This is a genomic window from Pseudomonas sp. LAIL14HWK12:I10 (assembly GCF_900184205.1).
In the GTDB taxonomy this organism is placed as follows: Bacteria; Pseudomonadota; Gammaproteobacteria; order Pseudomonadales; family Pseudomonadaceae; genus Aquipseudomonas; species Aquipseudomonas kermanshahensis.
On the sequence record NZ_FXWU01000009.1, the window covers coordinates 238,700 to 255,110 of the forward strand.

The window sequence follows — 16,411 nt, forward strand, 5'->3', positions numbered from 1 at the left end:
ACGGTACCACTTTCAAGGTTAGCACTGTACCTGTGGGAGCCGGCTTGCCGGCGATGGGCCGCCAACGCGGCCCCCGTTTTCGGTCAGGTCGCCGAGCTGTAGCGGCGAACGCCATTTTCATGCCGTGGCAACTGCGCCGCGACACTGCCCGGCACCGGGAACAGCACCAGGTGATCGGCCGCCACGGCAATCCCTACCTCCTCACCGACCTGATGATCGATATGGCTTGGGAAGATCGCCTCCAGCTGGCTGCCGGTAGGCAGTTGCAGGCGATACAGGGTCGATGCCCCCAGGAAGCTCTTGCCCACGATACTGGCCCGCAGCAGGCTGTCTGGCGCATACACGATATCGTCAGGGCGCAGCAGCACATCCACCGAGCTGCATGGCGCCATGATGTAGGCGCGGTTGCCGCGCAGTTCGCCGAGTTCGGTATTGACCGCCTCGTGGCTGCTCATCTGGCCACGGATGAAGTAGCCCTGGCCAATGAAGCTGGCCACGAACGGCGTCTGCGGCTCGTGGTAGAGGTTGTAAGGCGTATCCCACTGCTCCAGGCGACCTTCCTTGAACACACCCACCTGGTCGCTGACGGCAAACGCTTCCTCCTGGTCGTGGGTCACCAGAATGGCGCTGGTACCCCGGCTCTTGAGGATGTCGCGCACCTCATGGCTCAAGCGGCGGCGCAGTTCCACGTCGAGGTTGGAGAACGGCTCGTCGAGCAGCAGTAACTGAGGCTCTGGCGCCAGCGCGCGGGCCAGGGCGACCCGTTGCTGCTGCCCACCGGACAGCTCGTGCGGATAGCGACCGCCCAAGCCGCCCAGCTTGACCAGCTCGAGCATCTCTTCGACCACCTCACCCTGGCGCGGGTGCTTGGCGATGCCGAAGGCGATGTTCTGGGCCACGGTCAGGTGCGGGAACAGGGCGTAGTCCTGAAACACCATGCCGATGCGGCGTTTTTCCGGGGCCAGGGTGAAGCCGGCACGGGAAATGACCTCGCCCGCCAGTTGGATCTCGCCTTCATGGATAGGCTCGAACCCGGCGATGGCGCGCAGGGTGGTGGTCTTGCCACAACCGGATGAACCCAGCAGGCAACCAATGTCGCCTGCGTTCAGGTGCAGGTTGAGGTTCTGGACGATGCGCTGGTCGCCGTAGCCGCAGGCGAGGTTGCGCAGGTTGAGCAGTAGGGGTTGACTCATGCGTGGTGGTAAGCCGGTTCTACAAGGAATTCGAGAAGGGCCTTCTGTGCATGCAGGCGGTTTTCAGCCTGGTCCCAGGCGACCGAACGAGGGTCGTCGAGCAGGTCATGGCTGATTTCCTCACCACGGTGGGCGGGCAGGCAGTGCATGAACAGGGCGTCGGGTGCCGCCAGGTCGAGCAGTTCGCGGGTGACCTGGTAAGGCGCGAAATGCGCCAGGCGGCGTGCAGTTTCCTCCTCCTGGCCCATGGAAGTCCAGACATCGGTGGTCACCAGGTGCGCGCCGCGCACGGCTTCCTTCGGGTCGCGGATGATCTGCACGCGATCACCTCCCAGCGCCATGAAGCGTGGGTCCGGGTCGTAGCCTTCGGGGCAGGCGATGCGCAGCTGGAAATCGAACTGCTGGGCGGCTTCGATATAAGAGTTGCACATGTTGAAGCCATCGCCGATCCACGCCACGGTCTTGCCTTGGATCGAGCCACGGTGTTCGACGAATGTCTGCATGTCGGCCAACAGCTGGCACGGGTGCGACTCATCGGACAGGCCGTTGATCACCGGTACGCGCGAGTTGGCGGCGAACTCGGTGAGGGTGCTGTGGGCGTGGGTGCGGATCATCACCACGTCGACCATGCTCGACAGCACGATGGCGCTGTCGCTGATCGGCTCGCCACGGCCCAGCTGGGTGTCGCGAGGTGACAGGAAGATGGCCTGGCCGCCGAGCTGGATCATGCCGGCCTCGAACGACACGCGGGTCCGGGTCGAGGACTTTTCGAAGATCATGCCCAGCACGCGGTTTTTCAGCGGCTCGAACAGTACGCTTCGCTTGCGCAGGTCCTTCAGCTCGATGCCGCGGCGGATCACCCCGAGCAATTCGTCGGTGGTGAAGTCCAGCAGGGAGAGAAAGTGCCTAGCGCTCATGTTTGACTACCTTATCTGCAACGGTATGCAGGTCGACCGTATGGTTTTTTTTGACAACGGGAGTGACCTGCGGCGTAAGCCGCACGGGGCGGACGAAATAGGGAAAGGCGCAATACTATAATTAAATGTCGCCTGAAACCAAGAGGGGAAACAGCAGCTCTGTTGCAAAGGGTGTCGTTACCCCTTGAGCGTGCGCTGTTTTTTATTTGCTACAGAGGTTGTACACGGCTTGCCCGCAATTTGGCAAATGCGTGTCGCGAATCGTTTGCCTGATGTCGGGGAATTCACAGCGCAAAGCGCGCTGGCGAGGGCCGTGGGCCGGGCGCATAGTCGTGATCAGACCCATGACAACGCAGAGCCGGCCATGACCAAGACCCTGCATTACCGTGCCTGTCACCTGTGCGAAGCCATTTGCGGGCTGAACATCGAAGTCAGCCATGAAGACGATGGCCGGGCGCTGATCAGCTCGATCAAGGGCGACCCCGATGACCCGTTCAGCCGTGGCCATATCTGCCCCAAGGCGGTGGCCTTGCAAGACATCCAGAACGACCCCGACCGCCTCCGTCAGCCGCACCGTCGGGTTGGCGAACGCTGGCAGGCGATCGGCTGGGACGAGGCCTTCGCCCTGGCGGCCGACAAGCTGTGGGCCATCCAGCAGGCGCATGGTCGCAACGCGGTGGCGGTGTATCAAGGCAACCCCAGCGTGCACAACTACGGGCTGATGACCCACAGCAACTATTTCCTCGGCCTGTTGAAGACCCGCAACCGGTTCTCGGCCACCTCGGTGGATCAGTTGCCCCAGCACCTGACCAGCCACCTGATGTACGGCCACGGTCTGCTGTTGCCGATCCCGGACATCGACCACACCGACTTCATGTTGATTCTGGGCGGCAACCCGTTGGCATCCAATGGCAGCATCATGACCGTGCCAGATGTGGAGAAGCGCCTGAAGGCCCTGCGTGCCCGGGGCGGTCAACTGGTGGTGGTGGACCCGCGGCGCAGCGAAACGGCGGCCATGGCTGACCGCCACGTGTTCATCCGCCCCGGCGGCGATGCCGCATTGCTCAGTGGCCTGCTCAATACCCTGTTTGACGAAGGCCTGACCCGTGCGTCGCACGTGCCGGTCAAGGGTGTTGATCAGGTGCGCAACGCAATTGCCCCGCTGACCGCTGAAGCCATGAGCCCGCTGTGCGGCATTGCCGCTACCGATATTCGCCAGCTGGCACGTGATTTTGCGGCTGCCGACAAGGCCGTCTGCTATGGCCGCATGGGCGTATCGACACAGGCCTTCGGCACCGTGTGCCACTGGCTGGTGCAACTGATCAACCTGGTCACCGGCAACCTGGATCGGGTGGGCGGCGCCCTGTGTACCGAGCCTGCAGTCGACGTGGTGGCGAGTACCTCGGGTGGGCATTTCGATGCCTGGCAAAGCCGGGTTTCGGGGCTGCCGGAGTACGCCGGCGAGCTGCCGGTGGCTGCACTCGCCGAAGAAATGCTCACGCCCGGTGACGGCCAGGTGCGGGCGCTGGTGACCGTGGCGGGCAACCCGGTGCTGTCCACGCCCAATGGTCGACAGCTGGACGAGGCGCTGGAGGGGCTCGAGTTCATGCTCAGCATCGACCTTTACATCAACGAGAGCACCCGCCATGCCGATTTGATCCTCCCTTCCACGTCGGCGCTGGAGAACGACCACTACGACAGCACCTTCAACTTGCTGGCGGTACGCAACGTGACGCGCTTCAACCGCGCGATCCTCGCCAAGCCAGAAGGCGCGTTGCACGATTGGGAGATCTTTGTCGGCCTGGCCAAGGCCTTTGCCGAGCGTGCGGCAATGGAGCTCAAGCCGACCCTGCCCCCGGCGCAGATGATCGACTGGGCTTTGCGCAAGGGGCGCTATGGTGATGAATCGGCCTGGAAGCTCTCGATCGAAACACTGGATCGACACCCCCACGGGCTCGACCTGGGGCCGCTAGGCGCCAATCTGCAAGCGCGCCTGCGCACCGCCAGCCAGGCCATCGAGGCGGCCCCTCAGGTGCTGCTCGACGACTTGGCCAGGCTTACCCGGCAAGCACCGTTGGCCGCTGGGGCGCTGTTGTTGATTGGCCGCCGCCATGTGCGCAGCAACAATTCATGGATGCACAACTTCCACCGGCTGGTCAAAGGCAAGCCGCGCCATCAGCTGTTGATGCACCCTGATGACCTGCTGCAACGGCAACTGCAGGATGGTCAGCGTGTGCGCATACGTTCGCGTACCGGCACCCTTGAGGTTGAAGTGCAGGCGTGTACCGACATGATGCCGGGCGTGGTCAGCCTGCCACACGGCTACGGCCATGGTCGCCAGGGCGTGCACCTGCAGGTCGCCCAGGGGCAACCCGGGGTCAGTGCCAATGACCTCACCGATGAGCGCTTGCGCGATCAGGTGTCTGGCAATGCCGCCCTCAATGGCGTGCCTGTGCACGTCGAGGCCGCCTGAGCAACGGCAAGGCCGAGCATACCGCTCGGCTTTCCGATACAATGCGTCACCGTGCCGACCATCGAGTCGGAAAGTTCAGACGAGGTGTTCCATGGATATCATCGAAACGATCAAAGAGCAGATTGCCAACAACACCATTCTGCTTTACATGAAAGGCTCGCCGAATGCCCCGCAGTGCGGGTTCTCGGCCAAGGCATCGCAAGCTGTGATGGGTTGTGGCGAGAAGTTCGCCTACGTCGACATCCTGCAGAACCCGGAAATCCGCGCCAACCTGCCCAAGTACGCCAACTGGCCAACCTTCCCGCAACTGTGGGTAGCAGGCGAGCTGGTCGGCGGTAGCGACATCATGCTGGAAATGTTTGAAAACGGTGAGCTGCAAACCCTGATCAAGGATGCTGCTGCCAAGGCGAAGGCTTCTGAAGCCTGACCCTCAAACACCCATAAAAAAACCCGCTCATGGCGGGTTTTTTTATGGGCGTGATTTTACTCTTCGCCCATCTGCGACTGCAGGTAGTTCTCGATGCTGATCTTGTCGATCAGGCTCAGCTGGGTTTCCAGCCAATCGATGTGCTCTTCCTCGGACTCGAGGATGTCTTCGAGCATTTCACGCGAGCCGAAGTCGCCAACGGTTTCGCAGTGAGCGATGGCGGCTTTAAGGTCGATCAGGCCTTTCTGTTCGATCTTCAGGTCGCACTCGAGCATTTCTTTGGTGTGCTCGCCGATCAGCAGCTTGCCCAGGTCCTGGACGTTCGGGATGCCTTCGAGGAAGAGAATACGCTTGATCAATTTGTCAGCGTGCTTCATCTCGTCGATGGATTCCTTGTACTCGTGCTTGCCGAGTTTGTTCAGGCCCCAATCTTCGTACATGCGTGCGTGCAGGAAGTACTGGTTGATCGCGACCAGCTCGTTTCCGAGGATCTTGTTGAGATGCTGGATGACGCTTACGTCGCCTTTCATGACGGGTTCCTGCCCTGTAGAAGTGTGCCAATACAGAGAAGTTTGAGCCTGATACTTAGGGCTGTCAAACCTAAGTTATTGAATAATAAGTGAAAATGAATAGGAATAAGAATGTTTGTGAAGCGCGTTGGAGTGCTAAGTTATTGAATTGCGGGCATAAAAAAACCGGACGCTAGGTCCGGTTCTTCAAAATAGGGGGGTTCAAGCGGCAGTAAATTCTACCGGATAGGGCAGGGCAGCCTGGCTGACCTGAAGATCGGTCAAGGTGTCGCGGACCACTTGCTTGGCAAGGCAGGCACATTTACCGCATTGGCTGGCGACGTTGGTCGCGGCTCGAACTTCCTTGTAGCTGCAGCATCCGTCATAGATCGCATCGCGGATCTGTCCGTCGGTCACGCCGACACAAAGACACACATACATAAAGTCGGACCATCGCTGGTTGAGATGGTCTGGAGCTTAATGGTAATGAGAATGCTTGTCAAAAGACTTTCTGAGAGGGGCGTGCTTGAGCGACCGGCGGTTGGATTCGGTCTGTCATGAGAAGCCGTGTATGATGGTCGGCCTTTGTTGGATGTCGGGCAAGCCCGTCTGGCCCGGCAAACGGTTTTTCACCCTCATCAGGAGATAACAATGAGCGTACTCGTTGGTAAACAAGCCCCCGACTTCACCGTTCCCGCTGTACTGGGCACTGGCGAAATCGTCGACAGCTTCAACCTGGCCTCGGCCATCAAGGGCAAGTACGGCCTGGTGTTCTTCTACCCGCTGGACTTCACCTTCGTTTGCCCGTCCGAGCTGATCGCCCTGGACAACCGCATCCCAGACTTCCAGGCTCGCAACGTTGAAGTGATCGGCGTTTCGATCGACTCGCACTTCACCCACAACGCCTGGCGTAACACCCCGGTCAACAACGGCGGCATCGGCCAGGTGAAGTACACCCTGGCTGCCGACATGACCCACGAAATCTGCAAAGCCTACGACGTTGAGTCCGAAGGTGGCGTGGCCTTCCGTGGTGCCTTCCTGATCGACACCAACGGTGTTGTCCGTTCGCAGATCATCAACGACCTGCCACTGGGCCGTAACATGGACGAGCTGCTGCGTCTGGTTGACGCCCTGCAATTCCACGAAGAGCACGGCGAAGTCTGCCCTGCCAACTGGAAGAAAGGCGACAAAGGCATGAACGCTTCGCCAGAAGGCGTTGCTGCATACCTGAGCGAGAACGCTGGCAAGCTGTAATTGCCAAGCGCATAAAAAAACCGGCCCTGGTGGCCGGTTTTTTTGTGCCTGGAATTTGAGTCTTCCAGTGTCTGTTCTGCTCTCATCGCTGGCAAGCCAGCTCCCACAGGTACCCCACAATATTCAAGCCTGTGGTAATCCTGTGGGAGCCGGCTTGCCGGCGATGAGGCATTCAACTCAGTCGTTGAAATCGCGCCAGCCGCCCATTTCCTTCCAGCGGTTGACGATGCCGCAGAACAGCTCGGCCGTCTTCTCGGTGTCGTAGCGCGCCGAATGCGCCTCACGCCCGTCAAAGTCGATGTCGGCACTCTGGCAGGCCCGCGCCAGCACGGTCTGGCCATACGCCAGGCCCGCCAGGGTGGCGGTGTCGAAGCTGGAGAACGGGTGGAAGGGGTTGCGCTTGAGGTCGTTGCGGTTGACCGCCGCATTGAGGAAGCCCAGGTCGAAGCTGCTGTTGTGGCCGACCAGGATTGCGCGCTTGCAGCCGTTGGCCTTGAGCGCTTTGCGCACGCCGCGGAAGATATCGGTCAGCGCGCTTTCTTCACTCACTGCCATGCGCAGCGGGTGGTCCAGCTTGATGCCGGTGAACTCCAGTGCGGCAGCCTCGATATTAGCCCCCTCGAACGGCTCTACCCGGTGGAAGTAGGTGTGTTCGGGGAACAGGAAGCCTTTCTCGTCCATGCCGATGGTGACGGCGGCAATTTCCAGCAAGGCATCGGTGGCGCTGTTGAAACCGCCGGTCTCGACATCCACCACCACTGGCAGGTAGCCACGGAAGCGCTCAGCCATCGGGTGGCGCGAGCCGCTGCCGGCCTGGCCGTCCTGATCGTCTTCGTAGAGGTCTTCGCTCACGCGTTTTCCTCCAGCAGGCGCCAGCGCAGCTTCTCGCCGGCACGCAGCGGTACCACGGTCTGCTCGCCAAACGGCAGGCTTTCAGGGGCAGTCCACTCTTCGCGGACCAGGGTGATGGTGTCGGTGTTCGCCGGCAGGCCATAGAAGGCCGGGCCGTGCAAGCTTGCAAAGCCTTCGAGTTTGTCCAGCGCGTTACGCTGCTCGAACGCTTCGGCGTACATCTCGATGGCCGCGTACGCGGTGTAGCAGCCGGCGCAACCGCAGGCCGCTTCCTTGGCGTGACGGGCGTGAGGGGCCGAGTCGGTGCCGAGGAAGAACTTCGGGCTGCCACTGGTGGCAGCATCCAGCAGCGCCACCTGGTGGGTGTTGCGCTTGAGGATCGGCAGGCAATAGAAGTGCGGGCGGATGCCGCCAACCAGCATGTGGTTGCGGTTGTACAGCAGGTGCTGGGCAGTAATGGTGGCACCGACGTTGGCCGAGGCCTCGGTGACGAACTGCGCGGCATCGCTGGTGGTGATGTGTTCGAACACCACTTTGAGCGTTGGGAAGCGTTCGACCACACGGCGCATGTGCTCGTCGATGAAGCGCTTCTCGCGATCGAACACGTCGATCTCGCTGCGGGTCACTTCACCGTGCACCAGCAGCGGCATGCCAACGTCGGCCAGCGCTTCGATAGCGGGGAAGATGTTGTCGATGCTGGTCACGCCTGAATCGGAGTTTGTCGTGGCGCCGGCCGGGTACAGTTTGGCGGCGTACACGATACCGCTGGCCTTGGCCGCGCGGATGTCTTCGGGGCTGGTGCGGTCGGTGAGGTAAAGCACCATCAGCGGTTCGAAGCGGCTGCCGGCCGGGCGCGCGGCAAGGATGCGCTCACGGTAGGCGCCAGCTTCGACGGCATTGCGCACCGGCGGTACGAGGTTGGGCATGATGATGGCACGGGCGAAGGTACGCGCCACATCGCCAACGGTATGGGGCAGGACGGCACCATCGCGCAGATGGATGTGCCAGTCGTCGGGACGCAGGAGGGTCAGGCGATCGGACATTGGGGATTCCAGGCGGGTCGAACTCAAGGCCCAATGCTACCGGAAAACCCTGGGCCGAGCACGGCTATCAAGTTTTTCGGGTGGCGTCCGATACCCTGCAGGTAAGCCGTCAGAATTTGTGGAGCCGCCCGTGCGCCAGCGTTACCTAGCCCTGTTGACCCTGTTCGCCAGCCTGCCGACCGGTGCACTGACTTTCCAGACGCGCATGGAGAACATTGCCTGGCAAGTCGAGGGCGACCAGTTCGAGTGCCGCCTGATCCAGCCGATCGACGGTTTTGGCAGTGGCGAATTCGTGCGCCGGGCCGGTGAGCTGCCGGTGTTCCAGCTGCGTTCGCACAGTAACGCGCTGGGGGCTGGGTCTGCCACGTTGCTGGCCGCAGCGGCGCCTTGGCAGCCGGGGCGTGGTGATATCAACCTGGGTGTGGTGCGGATGGCACGTAGCGGCGTGCTGTTCAGCTCATCCCAAGGGCAGGCCGGCCGACTGATCAATGGTTTGCTCGATGGCCGCAGCACGGTGGTGCGCAACTACACCGGCGAGGCGGGGCGGGCAATGGAGGTGCGGGTACTGCCGGTGAGTTTCGCCAAGGCCTACAGCGACTACCAGGCCTGTGCCAGCAAGTTGCTGCCGATGAATTACGACCAGGTGAGGCAGACGCAGGTGGGCTTCCCGGGGGGCGGCATCGACCTGGACGATTCGGCTCGAACCCGGCTGGACGTTGTGCTGGATTACATGAAGGCCGACCCGACGGTTAACCACATCGAGCTCGACGGGCACTCCGACAACAGCGGAAACCGCCTGACCAACCGTGACCTGTCGCGCCGCAGGGCAGTGGCAGTGGCGGACTACTTCAAGGCCCATGGCGTGCCCGAAGCGCAAATCACCGTGCGCTTCCATGGCGAGCGCTACCCATTGGCGAAGAACAACAATGCCGCTAACCGGGCTCGCAATCGGCGGGTGAGTATAGAGCTGGGCCGGGTTGCGGAGGTTGAGAAACCGGTGGAGAAGCCGGTTGAGCAAACAGTGCCAGCTGCTGCTCCGGCGCCAGCTAGCCCTGCTGCCGTGGCGCCAGGGGCGAAGCTACCCTGAGGTCGTGGGGCATGGTAAGTGATTGCATCAGGGTCATTAGGGGTTCGCCACAACATTTTCAGCGCCTGTGAGATCGAGCGCCGCCCGCGCGGCGCTCGATCTGATAGGCGCTACACCTCTCAATCCATGCCCCCGCATGCCCAGACCGCAATACCTCCCAAGCATCCATTCAGGCAACGTCGCGCCCTCGACAATTACTGTCGCTTTGTCGTCAGAAGCTGTCGCCCCACTGTAAATTTTTCCATAACGCCGTTAGAATCGACCCCTTTCCGTACAACCCCGTGGAGTGATGGCATGGCGGACGTAAATAAGGTCGTACTGGCGTATTCCGGCGGCCTTGATACTTCGGTGATTCTCAAGTGGCTGCAGGATACCTACAACTGCGAAGTGGTGACCTTCACCGCTGACCTGGGTCAGGGCGAGGAGGTCGAGCCGGCCCGTGCCAAGGCACAGGCAATGGGTGTGAAAGAGATCTACATCGACGACCTGCGCGAAGAATTCGTGCGTGACTTCGTGTTCCCGATGTTCCGCGCCAACACCGTCTACGAAGGCGAGTACCTGCTGGGTACCTCCATCGCCCGTCCGCTGATCGCCAAGCGCCTGATCGAAATCGCCAACGAAACCGGCGCCGACGCCATTTCCCACGGCGCGACCGGCAAAGGCAACGACCAGGTACGTTTCGAGCTGGGTGCCTACGCGCTCAAGCCGGGCGTCAAGGTCATCGCCCCATGGCGTGAGTGGGACCTGCTGTCCCGCGAGAAGCTGATGGACTACGCCGAGAAGCACGGCATCCCGATCGAGCGTCATGGCAAGAAGAAATCGCCGTACTCGATGGACGCCAACCTGCTGCACATTTCCTACGAAGGCGGTGTCCTGGAAGATACCTGGACCGAGCACGAGGAAGACATGTGGCGCTGGAGCGTCTCCCCGGAGAACGCTCCGGACCAGGCTACCTACATCGAACTGACCTACCGCAACGGTGACATCGTTGCCATCGATGGTGTCGAGAAGTCTCCGGCTACCGTCCTGGCTGACCTGAACCGCATCGGTGGTGCCAACGGCATCGGCCGTCTGGACATCGTCGAGAACCGTTACGTCGGCATGAAGTCGCGTGGCTGCTACGAGACCCCTGGCGGCACCATCATGCTGCGCGCCCACCGTGCGATCGAGTCGATCACCCTGGACCGCGAAGTCGCTCACCTGAAAGATGAGCTGATGCCGAAGTATGCCAGCCTGATCTACACCGGTTACTGGTGGAGCCCGGAGCGCGTGATGCTGCAGCAGATGATCGACGCTTCGCAGGTCAACGTGAATGGCGTGGTACGCCTGAAGCTGTACAAGGGCAATGTCACCGTTGTCGGCCGCAAGTCGGACGACTCGCTGTTCGATGCCAACATCGCGACCTTCGAAGAAGACGGCGGCGCTTACAACCAGGCCGACGCTGCGGGCTTCATCAAGCTCAATGCACTGCGCATGCGCATTGCCGCCAACAAGGGCCGTTCGCTGCTCTAAGTACTGGCAAGCGTTGCACGAACCCCGGCTCAGGCCGGGGTTTTTTTTTGCGGCGTTATGCCAATGGCTTTTAAGCCTTGTGATTGACGACGTCCTCCTGAAGCGCACTGATAGACAGGCGTGCGCATTGGCGCTTGTCCAGATTAAGGAAGTGCCACGTGCGTGTTGATTCAGGCGCGTGTGCGAGTGCCACGAGGATATGCTGTTCCAGCCTTTGTTGTGCATCGGGGCCAGTAAAGATAACGGTCACAGGTTCAGGCGATTCAGCCTCTGGGTTGTCGGTTGTTACTTTTTTTAGGGCAGGGTTGTAGAACGACTTGTAATTGAAGTTCAACGTTAGAAAGAACAAGGCTGTAAGGAAAAACGGAAAGCAGACCAGAAACCAGGTATAGAGACTTTGGCTGGATTCGCTGAGAAACGGCAGTGTTGCAAGGGCGGATGCTTCGATGATCCCCGCGAAGATAGCAATGATCGTCAGCGGGGCGACAGGTTGTACGTCGGGCATGATGGCTGTCTCCTGCGGTTTTGCTCATCATTACCGTACTGTTATGCTCAACTAAAGGCTGTAGTGTTTCCCGACTGCGCATTGTCGGCACAACGGCGGGTGCCTGATTTTTTTCGCGCATTTAAAGTGGCCTATTCTTCGCGCGGAAGTTTGTTTTCAACTGGTTCATTCGATCGGGTCAGTGCTACGTTTCTTGCGAGACATGAACACTCACGATTAGCGTGCTGCAAGGTTTTGTGTAGGAAATTTCTGTAAGTGTTGTAGGGCTCGTCTATTCATGAGTTTCATTGACAAATCGTCGCGCCATTAAGCGTTCTGTCGGTTATCGTGGCGTGCCACAGCAAAAATAATGAATGAATGGATATCACATGAATAAAGTCCTTATCGTGGATGACCATCCGGTCATACGCCTGGCCGTGCGCATGCTGATGGAGCGGCATGGGTATGACGTCGTTGCGGAAACCGATAACGGCGTGGCTGCCTTGCAACTGACGCGTGAGCACCTGCCGGATATCGTGGTGCTGGATATCGGGATTCCCAAGCTCGATGGCCTTGAGGTCATCGCCCGCATGGCGGCATTCAGCCCCAGCAGCAAGGTGCTGGTGCTGACCTCCCAGGTACCTGGGAACTTCTCGATGCGTTGCATGCAGGCGGGTGCGGCGGGTTATGTGTGCAAGCAGCAGGAGCTGACCGAGCTGCTAAGCGCCATCAAGGCGGTGTTGTCAGGCTACAGCTATTTCCCTAATCAGGCCTTGCATGCCTCGCGAGGCAGGGGCAGTGGTGGCAGCGAGACGGACATGGTCAACCGTCTCTCGGCCCGGGAGATGACCGTCTTGCAGCAGCTGTCGCGCGGGCGCTCGAATAAGGAAATTGCCGACAGCATGTTCCTCAGCAACAAGACTGTCAGCACCTACAAGTCCCGTTTGCTGCTCAAGCTCAACGCCCGGTCGCTGGTAGACCTGATCGAGCTGGCACAGCGCCACGGGTTGAACTGACCGCTGCGCTGCAAAGCCTCCCGCTGGGAGGCTTTGCAAGGGTCTATAAGTCGTAGTCGAAATCGGCCAGTTGCTTCTGCAGGCGTCGCTCTTCCAGCAGGTTGTCGATGGTGCGACGTTTACTGAGGTTGGTCTTTGCAGTCTCTACCTGGGGCTCCGCTTCATCATCTGCGGCAACAAAATCATCTTCGATTGACAGGTCGTCTTTATCAGCACTCATGAGTCGCTCCAAGCCAAGGGGCCGTTGGCCGTCCTTATAACCAGAAAGCTGACGCTGGTAAAAAAGATTTTTTCAATCGCCCAGGGTGGTTTTTAACTATCGGCTCAATCGTCAGACGTCTTGTGCTTGTATTCGCACAGGTCTTCGATTCGGCAGCTCCCACAGCGGGGCTTTCGCGCCTGGCATACATAGCGCCCATGAAGGATGAGCCAGTGGTGGGCATCGAGCAGGTAGGGCTTGGGCACGAACTTGATCAGCTTCTTCTCGACTTCCAGCACGGTTTTACCGGGCGCGATACCGGTGCGGTTACTGACCCGGAAAATATGCGTGTCTACCGCCATGGTCGGCTGCCGGAACGCCGTGTTGAGGACCACGTTGGCCGTTTTGCGGCCCACACCGGGCAGTGCTTCCAGCGCTTCGCGGGTTTCAGGCACCTGGCTGCCATGGCGCTCGATCAAAAGCCGGCAGGCTTCGATCACATTCTTGGCTTTGCTGTTGTAGAGCCCGATGGTCTTGATGTATTCGCTCAGCCCTTCGACGCCCAGGGCGTAGATGGCCTCCGGGGTATTGGCGACCGGGAACAGCCGGGCGGTGGCCTTGTTGACGCCTACGTCGGTGGATTGCGCTGAAAGGGTCACGGCGACAAGCAACTCAAATGGCGTGGTGTAGGCCAGTTCCGTTTTCGGGTCAGGGTTGTCTTCGTGCAGCCTGCGAAAGATCTCCAGGCGTTTTGCGGCATTCATGGACTCAGGGCTTTCCTTGAAGACGTGGGTGGGCAGGGCCCGGACGCAGGTGATTGTACAGGGCCAACAGCAGTCCGAGCAGTAGCAGTGCGCCCGGGGCAAGGCTGGCAAGGTGCACGCCCAGCACTTCGCCCAGCCCTTGGCGACAGGCGCCGAGCACAAGGTATGCAGCCAGCAGGCCACCCAGCTGCAGCAGCAATGATCGCCAACGGCCTGCTTCCGGCAGCAGCCGGTCCATTGCCAGGCACGTCAGGCACAACAGTGCGGGGTACGGGCCCAGGACCAGCGCCATGGGCAGCAGCCAGGCACGCAGGGCCAATTGCAGGCAACTGGCCAGGCCAGCGAGTATGAGCAGGCTTGCCAGTACGTAGGCCGCCCCATGCAGGCGGTTGCGCAATGGCATCAGCAAGGCTTGATGCAGGCTAACCATCAACACCGCGCACCCGCCCATGACAGCCGCCATGGGCAGCGTTTGCGTCGTCCCTAACAGCGGGGCGAGGGCGGCGACCAGCACGTAGTCCCTATTCATGGGGTGGGCCCTCGAGGAGCGCGCGACGATGCTTATCGAAATAGCGCAGGGCATCTTGCAGCGCCTCGATCACTGCCCGCGAGGTGACTGTTGCGCCTGCCAATTGGTCGAAGTCGCCCTGGTCACGCTTCAGTGCCCAGTGATCACCCAGGCTGCGATTGGCAAACTGCGTCAGCCAGTGCAGCTGCGGGTCGGCAAGGCGCCCGCCGAGCCCGGGGCTTTCCTGCTGCTCGACCACCTGGCTGCCCAGCAGGCGCCCGTCGGGCGTGATGGCGATGGTCAAGATGATCGGCCCAGCATAGCCCTGGGCCTGGGTGATCAGGACGACCGCCGCAGGCGTGCCCGCCAGCGTTGCCCGGTAGGCCGACACGATGCGGCTGTGCGCAAGTTGTGCGTCGGGCGTTGGCAGGGGGGTATCCAATGGGTGATTGTCGTAACTGGCCTCGGGGAGCACTGCCAGCCGCTGGCGGCTCTGCAGCTGTTTTTCAGCTTGGCCAATGGTGGGCGTGGTCCACGAGCGCCAGATCAGCGTCGTCGACAAGGCCAACGCCGCTGTCGCCAGCAACACTGCCGCCTGCGCGAGGCGCTTCATCGGGCAGCCTCTTGGCGGCGCAAGGCCAGCCGTTCAAGGCTGGGGACCATGAAGTTCATCAGCAGGATGGCGAACGCCGTGCCATCGGGGTAGCTGCCCCAGGTGCGGATCAGGTAGATCAGCAGGCCTGTGCCAAAGCCGAACAGCAGCTTGGCCCACTCGCTTTTGGGGCTGGAGACAGGCTCGGTGGCAATGAAAAAAGCCGCCAGCATGGTCGACCCAGAGAACAGGTGCAGCAAGGGCGAACCGTTGGAATCGGAGCCTGAGCCGTTCCAGCCCAGCAGGCTGAACAACATCAGGCCAGCCAGCAAACCCACTGGCGCATGCCAGCTGAACACTTTGCGCTGAAGCAGAAACAACCCGCCCAGCAGAAACGCCAAGTTGACCCATTCGCTGCCGCGCCCACCGATGCTGCCGAACCCGGGGTGGCTGGCGAACAGTTCATCGATGGTCAGGCTGCGGTTGTGGCGCAGGCCGTCGAGTATTGTCGGTTGTGCCCAGGCATCAATGTGCTCGCCGCCGCCCACTACCTGCTGCAGGCTCTCGAGCAACCCCGGCGCGTGCCCTGGCCAATGGTTCATCTGCAACGGGAAACTCAGCAGTACGAAGGCGTAGCCCACCATGGCTGGGTTGAACAGGTTGCGGCCGACACCGCCGAAGGCCTGTTTGCCAACCCCGATCGCCACCCCAGCGGCGACCATGGGCAGCCACCAAGGGGCCAGCGCAGGAAGGGCGGCCGCCAGCAGCACCGCAGTGACCAGCGCACTGCCGTCGCTCAGCGTCGCACCTACAGGTTGGCCGCGCAGGGCCAATAGCAGCGCTTCGCAGAGCAACGCTGCACTGGCACACAGCAGCAGGTTGCACAGCAGCCCCCAGCCCTGCACCCACAGCAGTGCTAGCAAACCGGGGGCACAGGCCAGTAGCACCAGGCCCATGCTGGTACGCAGGCGTGGGTCAGGCTTTGCCTTGGTCGGGGTCATTGCGCAAAAAGTCCGTTGAAACCGGAAAATGCCAAGGCCATGATGCCCGCACCGAGCAATTCGACTGGCAGGCCACGCAGGGCAACAGGTATGTCGGCATGGGCGCTGCGCTGGCGCAGGTCCGCGAACAGGGCCAGCGCAAGCCACAAGCCCACGCCGGCCAGCAGGCCTTTGCTTAGCGTCGCAAGCCAGGCCGTGCCAGCGCCTGCCTCCTCCAGCGCCAGCCCCAGCACAGCGACGTTGCTCAGCAGCACTGCAGGCAGGTCAGCCACAGGCCAGTCGGCACGTAGCCTGGCCAGTGCCCATGGCACGCCGTAGGTCAGCAATGCCAACCAGGGCAGCAACAGGAACAGGCTCAGGTCGTGGAGCTGCCAAGGGTCGAGCACCAGCCACCTGAACAGGTGAGCGCCGATCATGGCGAGTGCCACGGACAAGGCGCAGGCCAAGCCGAGCACATGCACGCGCAGCCACGATATTGGCTGTTGCTGCAGGCACAGGTGATTGATCAGGGTGGCGCTGATCAGGACCAGAACGTAGTCACTCATGACATGACGATAGCCGGGATTCGTATCGATTGTCC

General features: G+C 61.1%; 19 protein-coding genes. 6 read left to right on the top strand and 13 right to left on the bottom strand.

Features of this window, described 5'->3' with window-relative positions; genetic code table 11:
* Positions 1 to 83: 83 nt before the first annotated feature.
* Together QOS90_RS20575 and argF are read right to left on the bottom strand one after the other, a co-directional pair.
* Positions 84 to 1,193 (bottom strand): ABC transporter ATP-binding protein, encoded by a 1,110-nt coding sequence (locus QOS90_RS20575; protein WP_085273558.1) that lies wholly within the window; start codon positions 1,191 to 1,193, stop codon positions 84 to 86.
* Positions 1,190 to 2,110, bottom strand: coding sequence for an ornithine carbamoyltransferase (argF, locus tag QOS90_RS20580; RefSeq protein WP_085273557.1), 921 nt, complete (start codon positions 2,108 to 2,110; stop codon positions 1,190 to 1,192). Before argF ends, QOS90_RS20575 begins: the two co-directional genes overlap by 4 nt.
* Before the next feature lie 364 nt (positions 2,111 to 2,474).
* On the opposite strand from argF, the gene QOS90_RS20585 reads away from it, so the two are divergent.
* Both QOS90_RS20585 and grxD read left to right on the top strand, forming a co-directional pair.
* Positions 2,475 to 4,583: a molybdopterin-dependent oxidoreductase gene (locus QOS90_RS20585; protein ID WP_085273556.1), complete on the top strand. Its 2,109-nt coding sequence runs from the start codon at positions 2,475 to 2,477 to the stop codon at positions 4,581 to 4,583.
* Between the two features lie 91 nt (positions 4,584 to 4,674).
* Positions 4,675 to 5,010: a Grx4 family monothiol glutaredoxin gene (grxD, locus tag QOS90_RS20590; RefSeq protein WP_012313029.1), complete on the top strand. Its 336-nt coding sequence runs from the start codon at positions 4,675 to 4,677 to the stop codon at positions 5,008 to 5,010.
* Positions 5,011 to 5,066: 56 nt separating this feature from the next.
* On the opposite strand, the gene bfr is transcribed toward grxD, so the two are convergent.
* Positions 5,067 to 5,540 carry a bacterioferritin gene (bfr, locus tag QOS90_RS20595; RefSeq protein ID WP_027594191.1) on the bottom strand — a complete coding sequence of 158 codons (474 nt, stop codon included), beginning with the start codon at positions 5,538 to 5,540 and terminating at the stop codon, positions 5,067 to 5,069.
* Between the two features lie 201 nt (positions 5,541 to 5,741).
* Positions 5,742 to 5,960 (bottom strand): bacterioferritin-associated ferredoxin, encoded by a 219-nt coding sequence (locus QOS90_RS20600; RefSeq protein ID WP_081717488.1) that lies wholly within the window; start codon positions 5,958 to 5,960, stop codon positions 5,742 to 5,744.
* A gap of 210 nt (positions 5,961 to 6,170) precedes the next feature.
* Here QOS90_RS20600 and QOS90_RS20605 point away from each other — a divergent pair, with 210 nt between their 5' ends.
* Positions 6,171 to 6,773, top strand: coding sequence for a peroxiredoxin (locus QOS90_RS20605; protein WP_027594192.1), 603 nt, complete (start codon positions 6,171 to 6,173; stop codon positions 6,771 to 6,773).
* A 177-nt stretch (positions 6,774 to 6,950) separates the two neighbouring features.
* Here the strand turns inward: QOS90_RS20605 and rnt are convergent, their stop codons facing one another.
* Both rnt and pyrC read right to left on the bottom strand, forming a co-directional pair.
* Positions 6,951 to 7,562 carry a ribonuclease T gene (gene rnt, locus QOS90_RS20610; protein ID WP_371097688.1) on the bottom strand — a complete coding sequence of 204 codons (612 nt, stop codon included), beginning with the start codon at positions 7,560 to 7,562 and terminating at the stop codon, positions 6,951 to 6,953.
* A 59-nt stretch (positions 7,563 to 7,621) separates the two neighbouring features.
* A complete protein-coding gene (gene pyrC, locus QOS90_RS20615; RefSeq protein WP_027594194.1) occupies positions 7,622 to 8,668 on the bottom strand; it encodes a dihydroorotase in 1,047 nt (348 codons plus the stop codon).
* A 130-nt stretch (positions 8,669 to 8,798) separates the two neighbouring features.
* Here pyrC and QOS90_RS20620 point away from each other — a divergent pair, with 130 nt between their 5' ends.
* Positions 8,799 to 9,755, top strand: a complete 957-nt coding sequence (locus tag QOS90_RS20620) for a flagellar protein MotY (RefSeq protein WP_085273555.1) — start codon at positions 8,799 to 8,801, stop codon at positions 9,753 to 9,755.
* A gap of 294 nt (positions 9,756 to 10,049) precedes the next feature.
* Entirely contained in the window at positions 10,050 to 11,267 is a 1,218-nt protein-coding gene (locus QOS90_RS20625) for an argininosuccinate synthase (protein ID WP_027594196.1), read from the top strand.
* 70 nt (positions 11,268 to 11,337) lie between these two features.
* Here QOS90_RS20625 and QOS90_RS20630 read toward each other — a convergent pair whose 3' ends face one another.
* On the bottom strand, positions 11,338 to 11,772 hold the full coding sequence (locus QOS90_RS20630) for a hypothetical protein (RefSeq protein ID WP_085273554.1): 435 nt from the start codon (positions 11,770 to 11,772) through the stop codon (positions 11,338 to 11,340).
* A gap of 368 nt (positions 11,773 to 12,140) precedes the next feature.
* Between QOS90_RS20630 and QOS90_RS20635 the strand changes: the two genes are divergently transcribed.
* Positions 12,141 to 12,767, top strand: a complete 627-nt coding sequence (locus tag QOS90_RS20635) for a response regulator transcription factor (RefSeq protein ID WP_027594198.1) — start codon at positions 12,141 to 12,143, stop codon at positions 12,765 to 12,767.
* A gap of 43 nt (positions 12,768 to 12,810) precedes the next feature.
* Here the strand turns inward: QOS90_RS20635 and QOS90_RS20640 are convergent, their stop codons facing one another.
* The 6 genes from QOS90_RS20640 to QOS90_RS20665 form a co-directional block, all read right to left on the bottom strand.
* A complete protein-coding gene (locus tag QOS90_RS20640; RefSeq protein ID WP_027594199.1) occupies positions 12,811 to 12,987 on the bottom strand; it encodes a PA3496 family putative envelope integrity protein in 177 nt (58 codons plus the stop codon).
* A 104-nt stretch (positions 12,988 to 13,091) separates the two neighbouring features.
* Positions 13,092 to 13,730 (bottom strand): endonuclease III, encoded by a 639-nt coding sequence (nth, locus tag QOS90_RS20645; protein WP_027594200.1) that lies wholly within the window; start codon positions 13,728 to 13,730, stop codon positions 13,092 to 13,094.
* A 4-nt stretch (positions 13,731 to 13,734) separates the two neighbouring features.
* Entirely contained in the window at positions 13,735 to 14,259 is a 525-nt protein-coding gene (locus QOS90_RS20650) for an Rnf-Nqr domain containing protein (protein WP_085273553.1), read from the bottom strand.
* Positions 14,252 to 14,851: an RnfABCDGE type electron transport complex subunit G gene (locus QOS90_RS20655; protein ID WP_085273552.1), complete on the bottom strand. Its 600-nt coding sequence runs from the start codon at positions 14,849 to 14,851 to the stop codon at positions 14,252 to 14,254. The genes QOS90_RS20650 and QOS90_RS20655 overlap by 8 nt, the downstream gene beginning before the upstream one ends.
* A complete protein-coding gene (locus tag QOS90_RS20660) occupies positions 14,848 to 15,831 on the bottom strand; it encodes an RnfABCDGE type electron transport complex subunit D (RefSeq protein ID WP_256577444.1) in 984 nt (327 codons plus the stop codon). Before QOS90_RS20660 ends, QOS90_RS20655 begins: the two co-directional genes overlap by 4 nt.
* On the bottom strand, positions 15,828 to 16,376 hold the full coding sequence (locus QOS90_RS20665) for an Rnf-Nqr domain containing protein (protein ID WP_085273551.1): 549 nt from the start codon (positions 16,374 to 16,376) through the stop codon (positions 15,828 to 15,830). Before QOS90_RS20665 ends, QOS90_RS20660 begins: the two co-directional genes overlap by 4 nt.
* Positions 16,377 to 16,411 lie beyond the last annotated feature (35 nt).

Bases quoted from the DNA above. Each gene is read 5' to 3' on its own strand.
- QOS90_RS20585 (WP_085273556.1), top strand. From the start codon at position 2,475: ATGACCAAGACCCTGCATTACCGTGCCTGTCACCTGTGCGAAGCCATT.
- grxD (WP_012313029.1), top strand. From the start codon at position 4,675: ATGGATATCATCGAAACGATCAAAGAGCAGATTGCCAACAACACCATT.
- QOS90_RS20650 (WP_085273553.1), bottom strand. From the start codon at position 14,259: ATGAATAGGGACTACGTGCTGGTCGCCGCCCTCGCCCCGCTGTTAGGG.
- QOS90_RS20630 (WP_085273554.1), bottom strand. From the start codon at position 11,772: ATGCCCGACGTACAACCTGTCGCCCCGCTGACGATCATTGCTATCTTC.
- QOS90_RS20660 (WP_256577444.1), bottom strand. From the start codon at position 15,831: ATGACCCCGACCAAGGCAAAGCCTGACCCACGCCTGCGTACCAGCATG.
- QOS90_RS20605 (WP_027594192.1), top strand. From the start codon at position 6,171: ATGAGCGTACTCGTTGGTAAACAAGCCCCCGACTTCACCGTTCCCGCT.
- nth (WP_027594200.1), bottom strand. From the start codon at position 13,730: ATGAATGCCGCAAAACGCCTGGAGATCTTTCGCAGGCTGCACGAAGAC.
- rnt (WP_371097688.1), bottom strand. From the start codon at position 7,562: ATGGCTGAGCGCTTCCGTGGCTACCTGCCAGTGGTGGTGGATGTCGAG.
- QOS90_RS20665 (WP_085273551.1), bottom strand. From the start codon at position 16,376: ATGAGTGACTACGTTCTGGTCCTGATCAGCGCCACCCTGATCAATCAC.
- pyrC (WP_027594194.1), bottom strand. From the start codon at position 8,668: ATGTCCGATCGCCTGACCCTCCTGCGTCCCGACGACTGGCACATCCAT.
- QOS90_RS20635 (WP_027594198.1), top strand. From the start codon at position 12,141: ATGAATAAAGTCCTTATCGTGGATGACCATCCGGTCATACGCCTGGCC.
- QOS90_RS20655 (WP_085273552.1), bottom strand. From the start codon at position 14,851: ATGAAGCGCCTCGCGCAGGCGGCAGTGTTGCTGGCGACAGCGGCGTTG.
- QOS90_RS20625 (WP_027594196.1), top strand. From the start codon at position 10,050: ATGGCGGACGTAAATAAGGTCGTACTGGCGTATTCCGGCGGCCTTGAT.
- QOS90_RS20600 (WP_081717488.1), bottom strand. From the start codon at position 5,960: ATGTATGTGTGTCTTTGTGTCGGCGTGACCGACGGACAGATCCGCGAT.
- bfr (WP_027594191.1), bottom strand. From the start codon at position 5,540: ATGAAAGGCGACGTAAGCGTCATCCAGCATCTCAACAAGATCCTCGGA.
- QOS90_RS20640 (WP_027594199.1), bottom strand. From the start codon at position 12,987: ATGAGTGCTGATAAAGACGACCTGTCAATCGAAGATGATTTTGTTGCC.
- argF (WP_085273557.1), bottom strand. From the start codon at position 2,110: ATGAGCGCTAGGCACTTTCTCTCCCTGCTGGACTTCACCACCGACGAA.
- QOS90_RS20575 (WP_085273558.1), bottom strand. From the start codon at position 1,193: ATGAGTCAACCCCTACTGCTCAACCTGCGCAACCTCGCCTGCGGCTAC.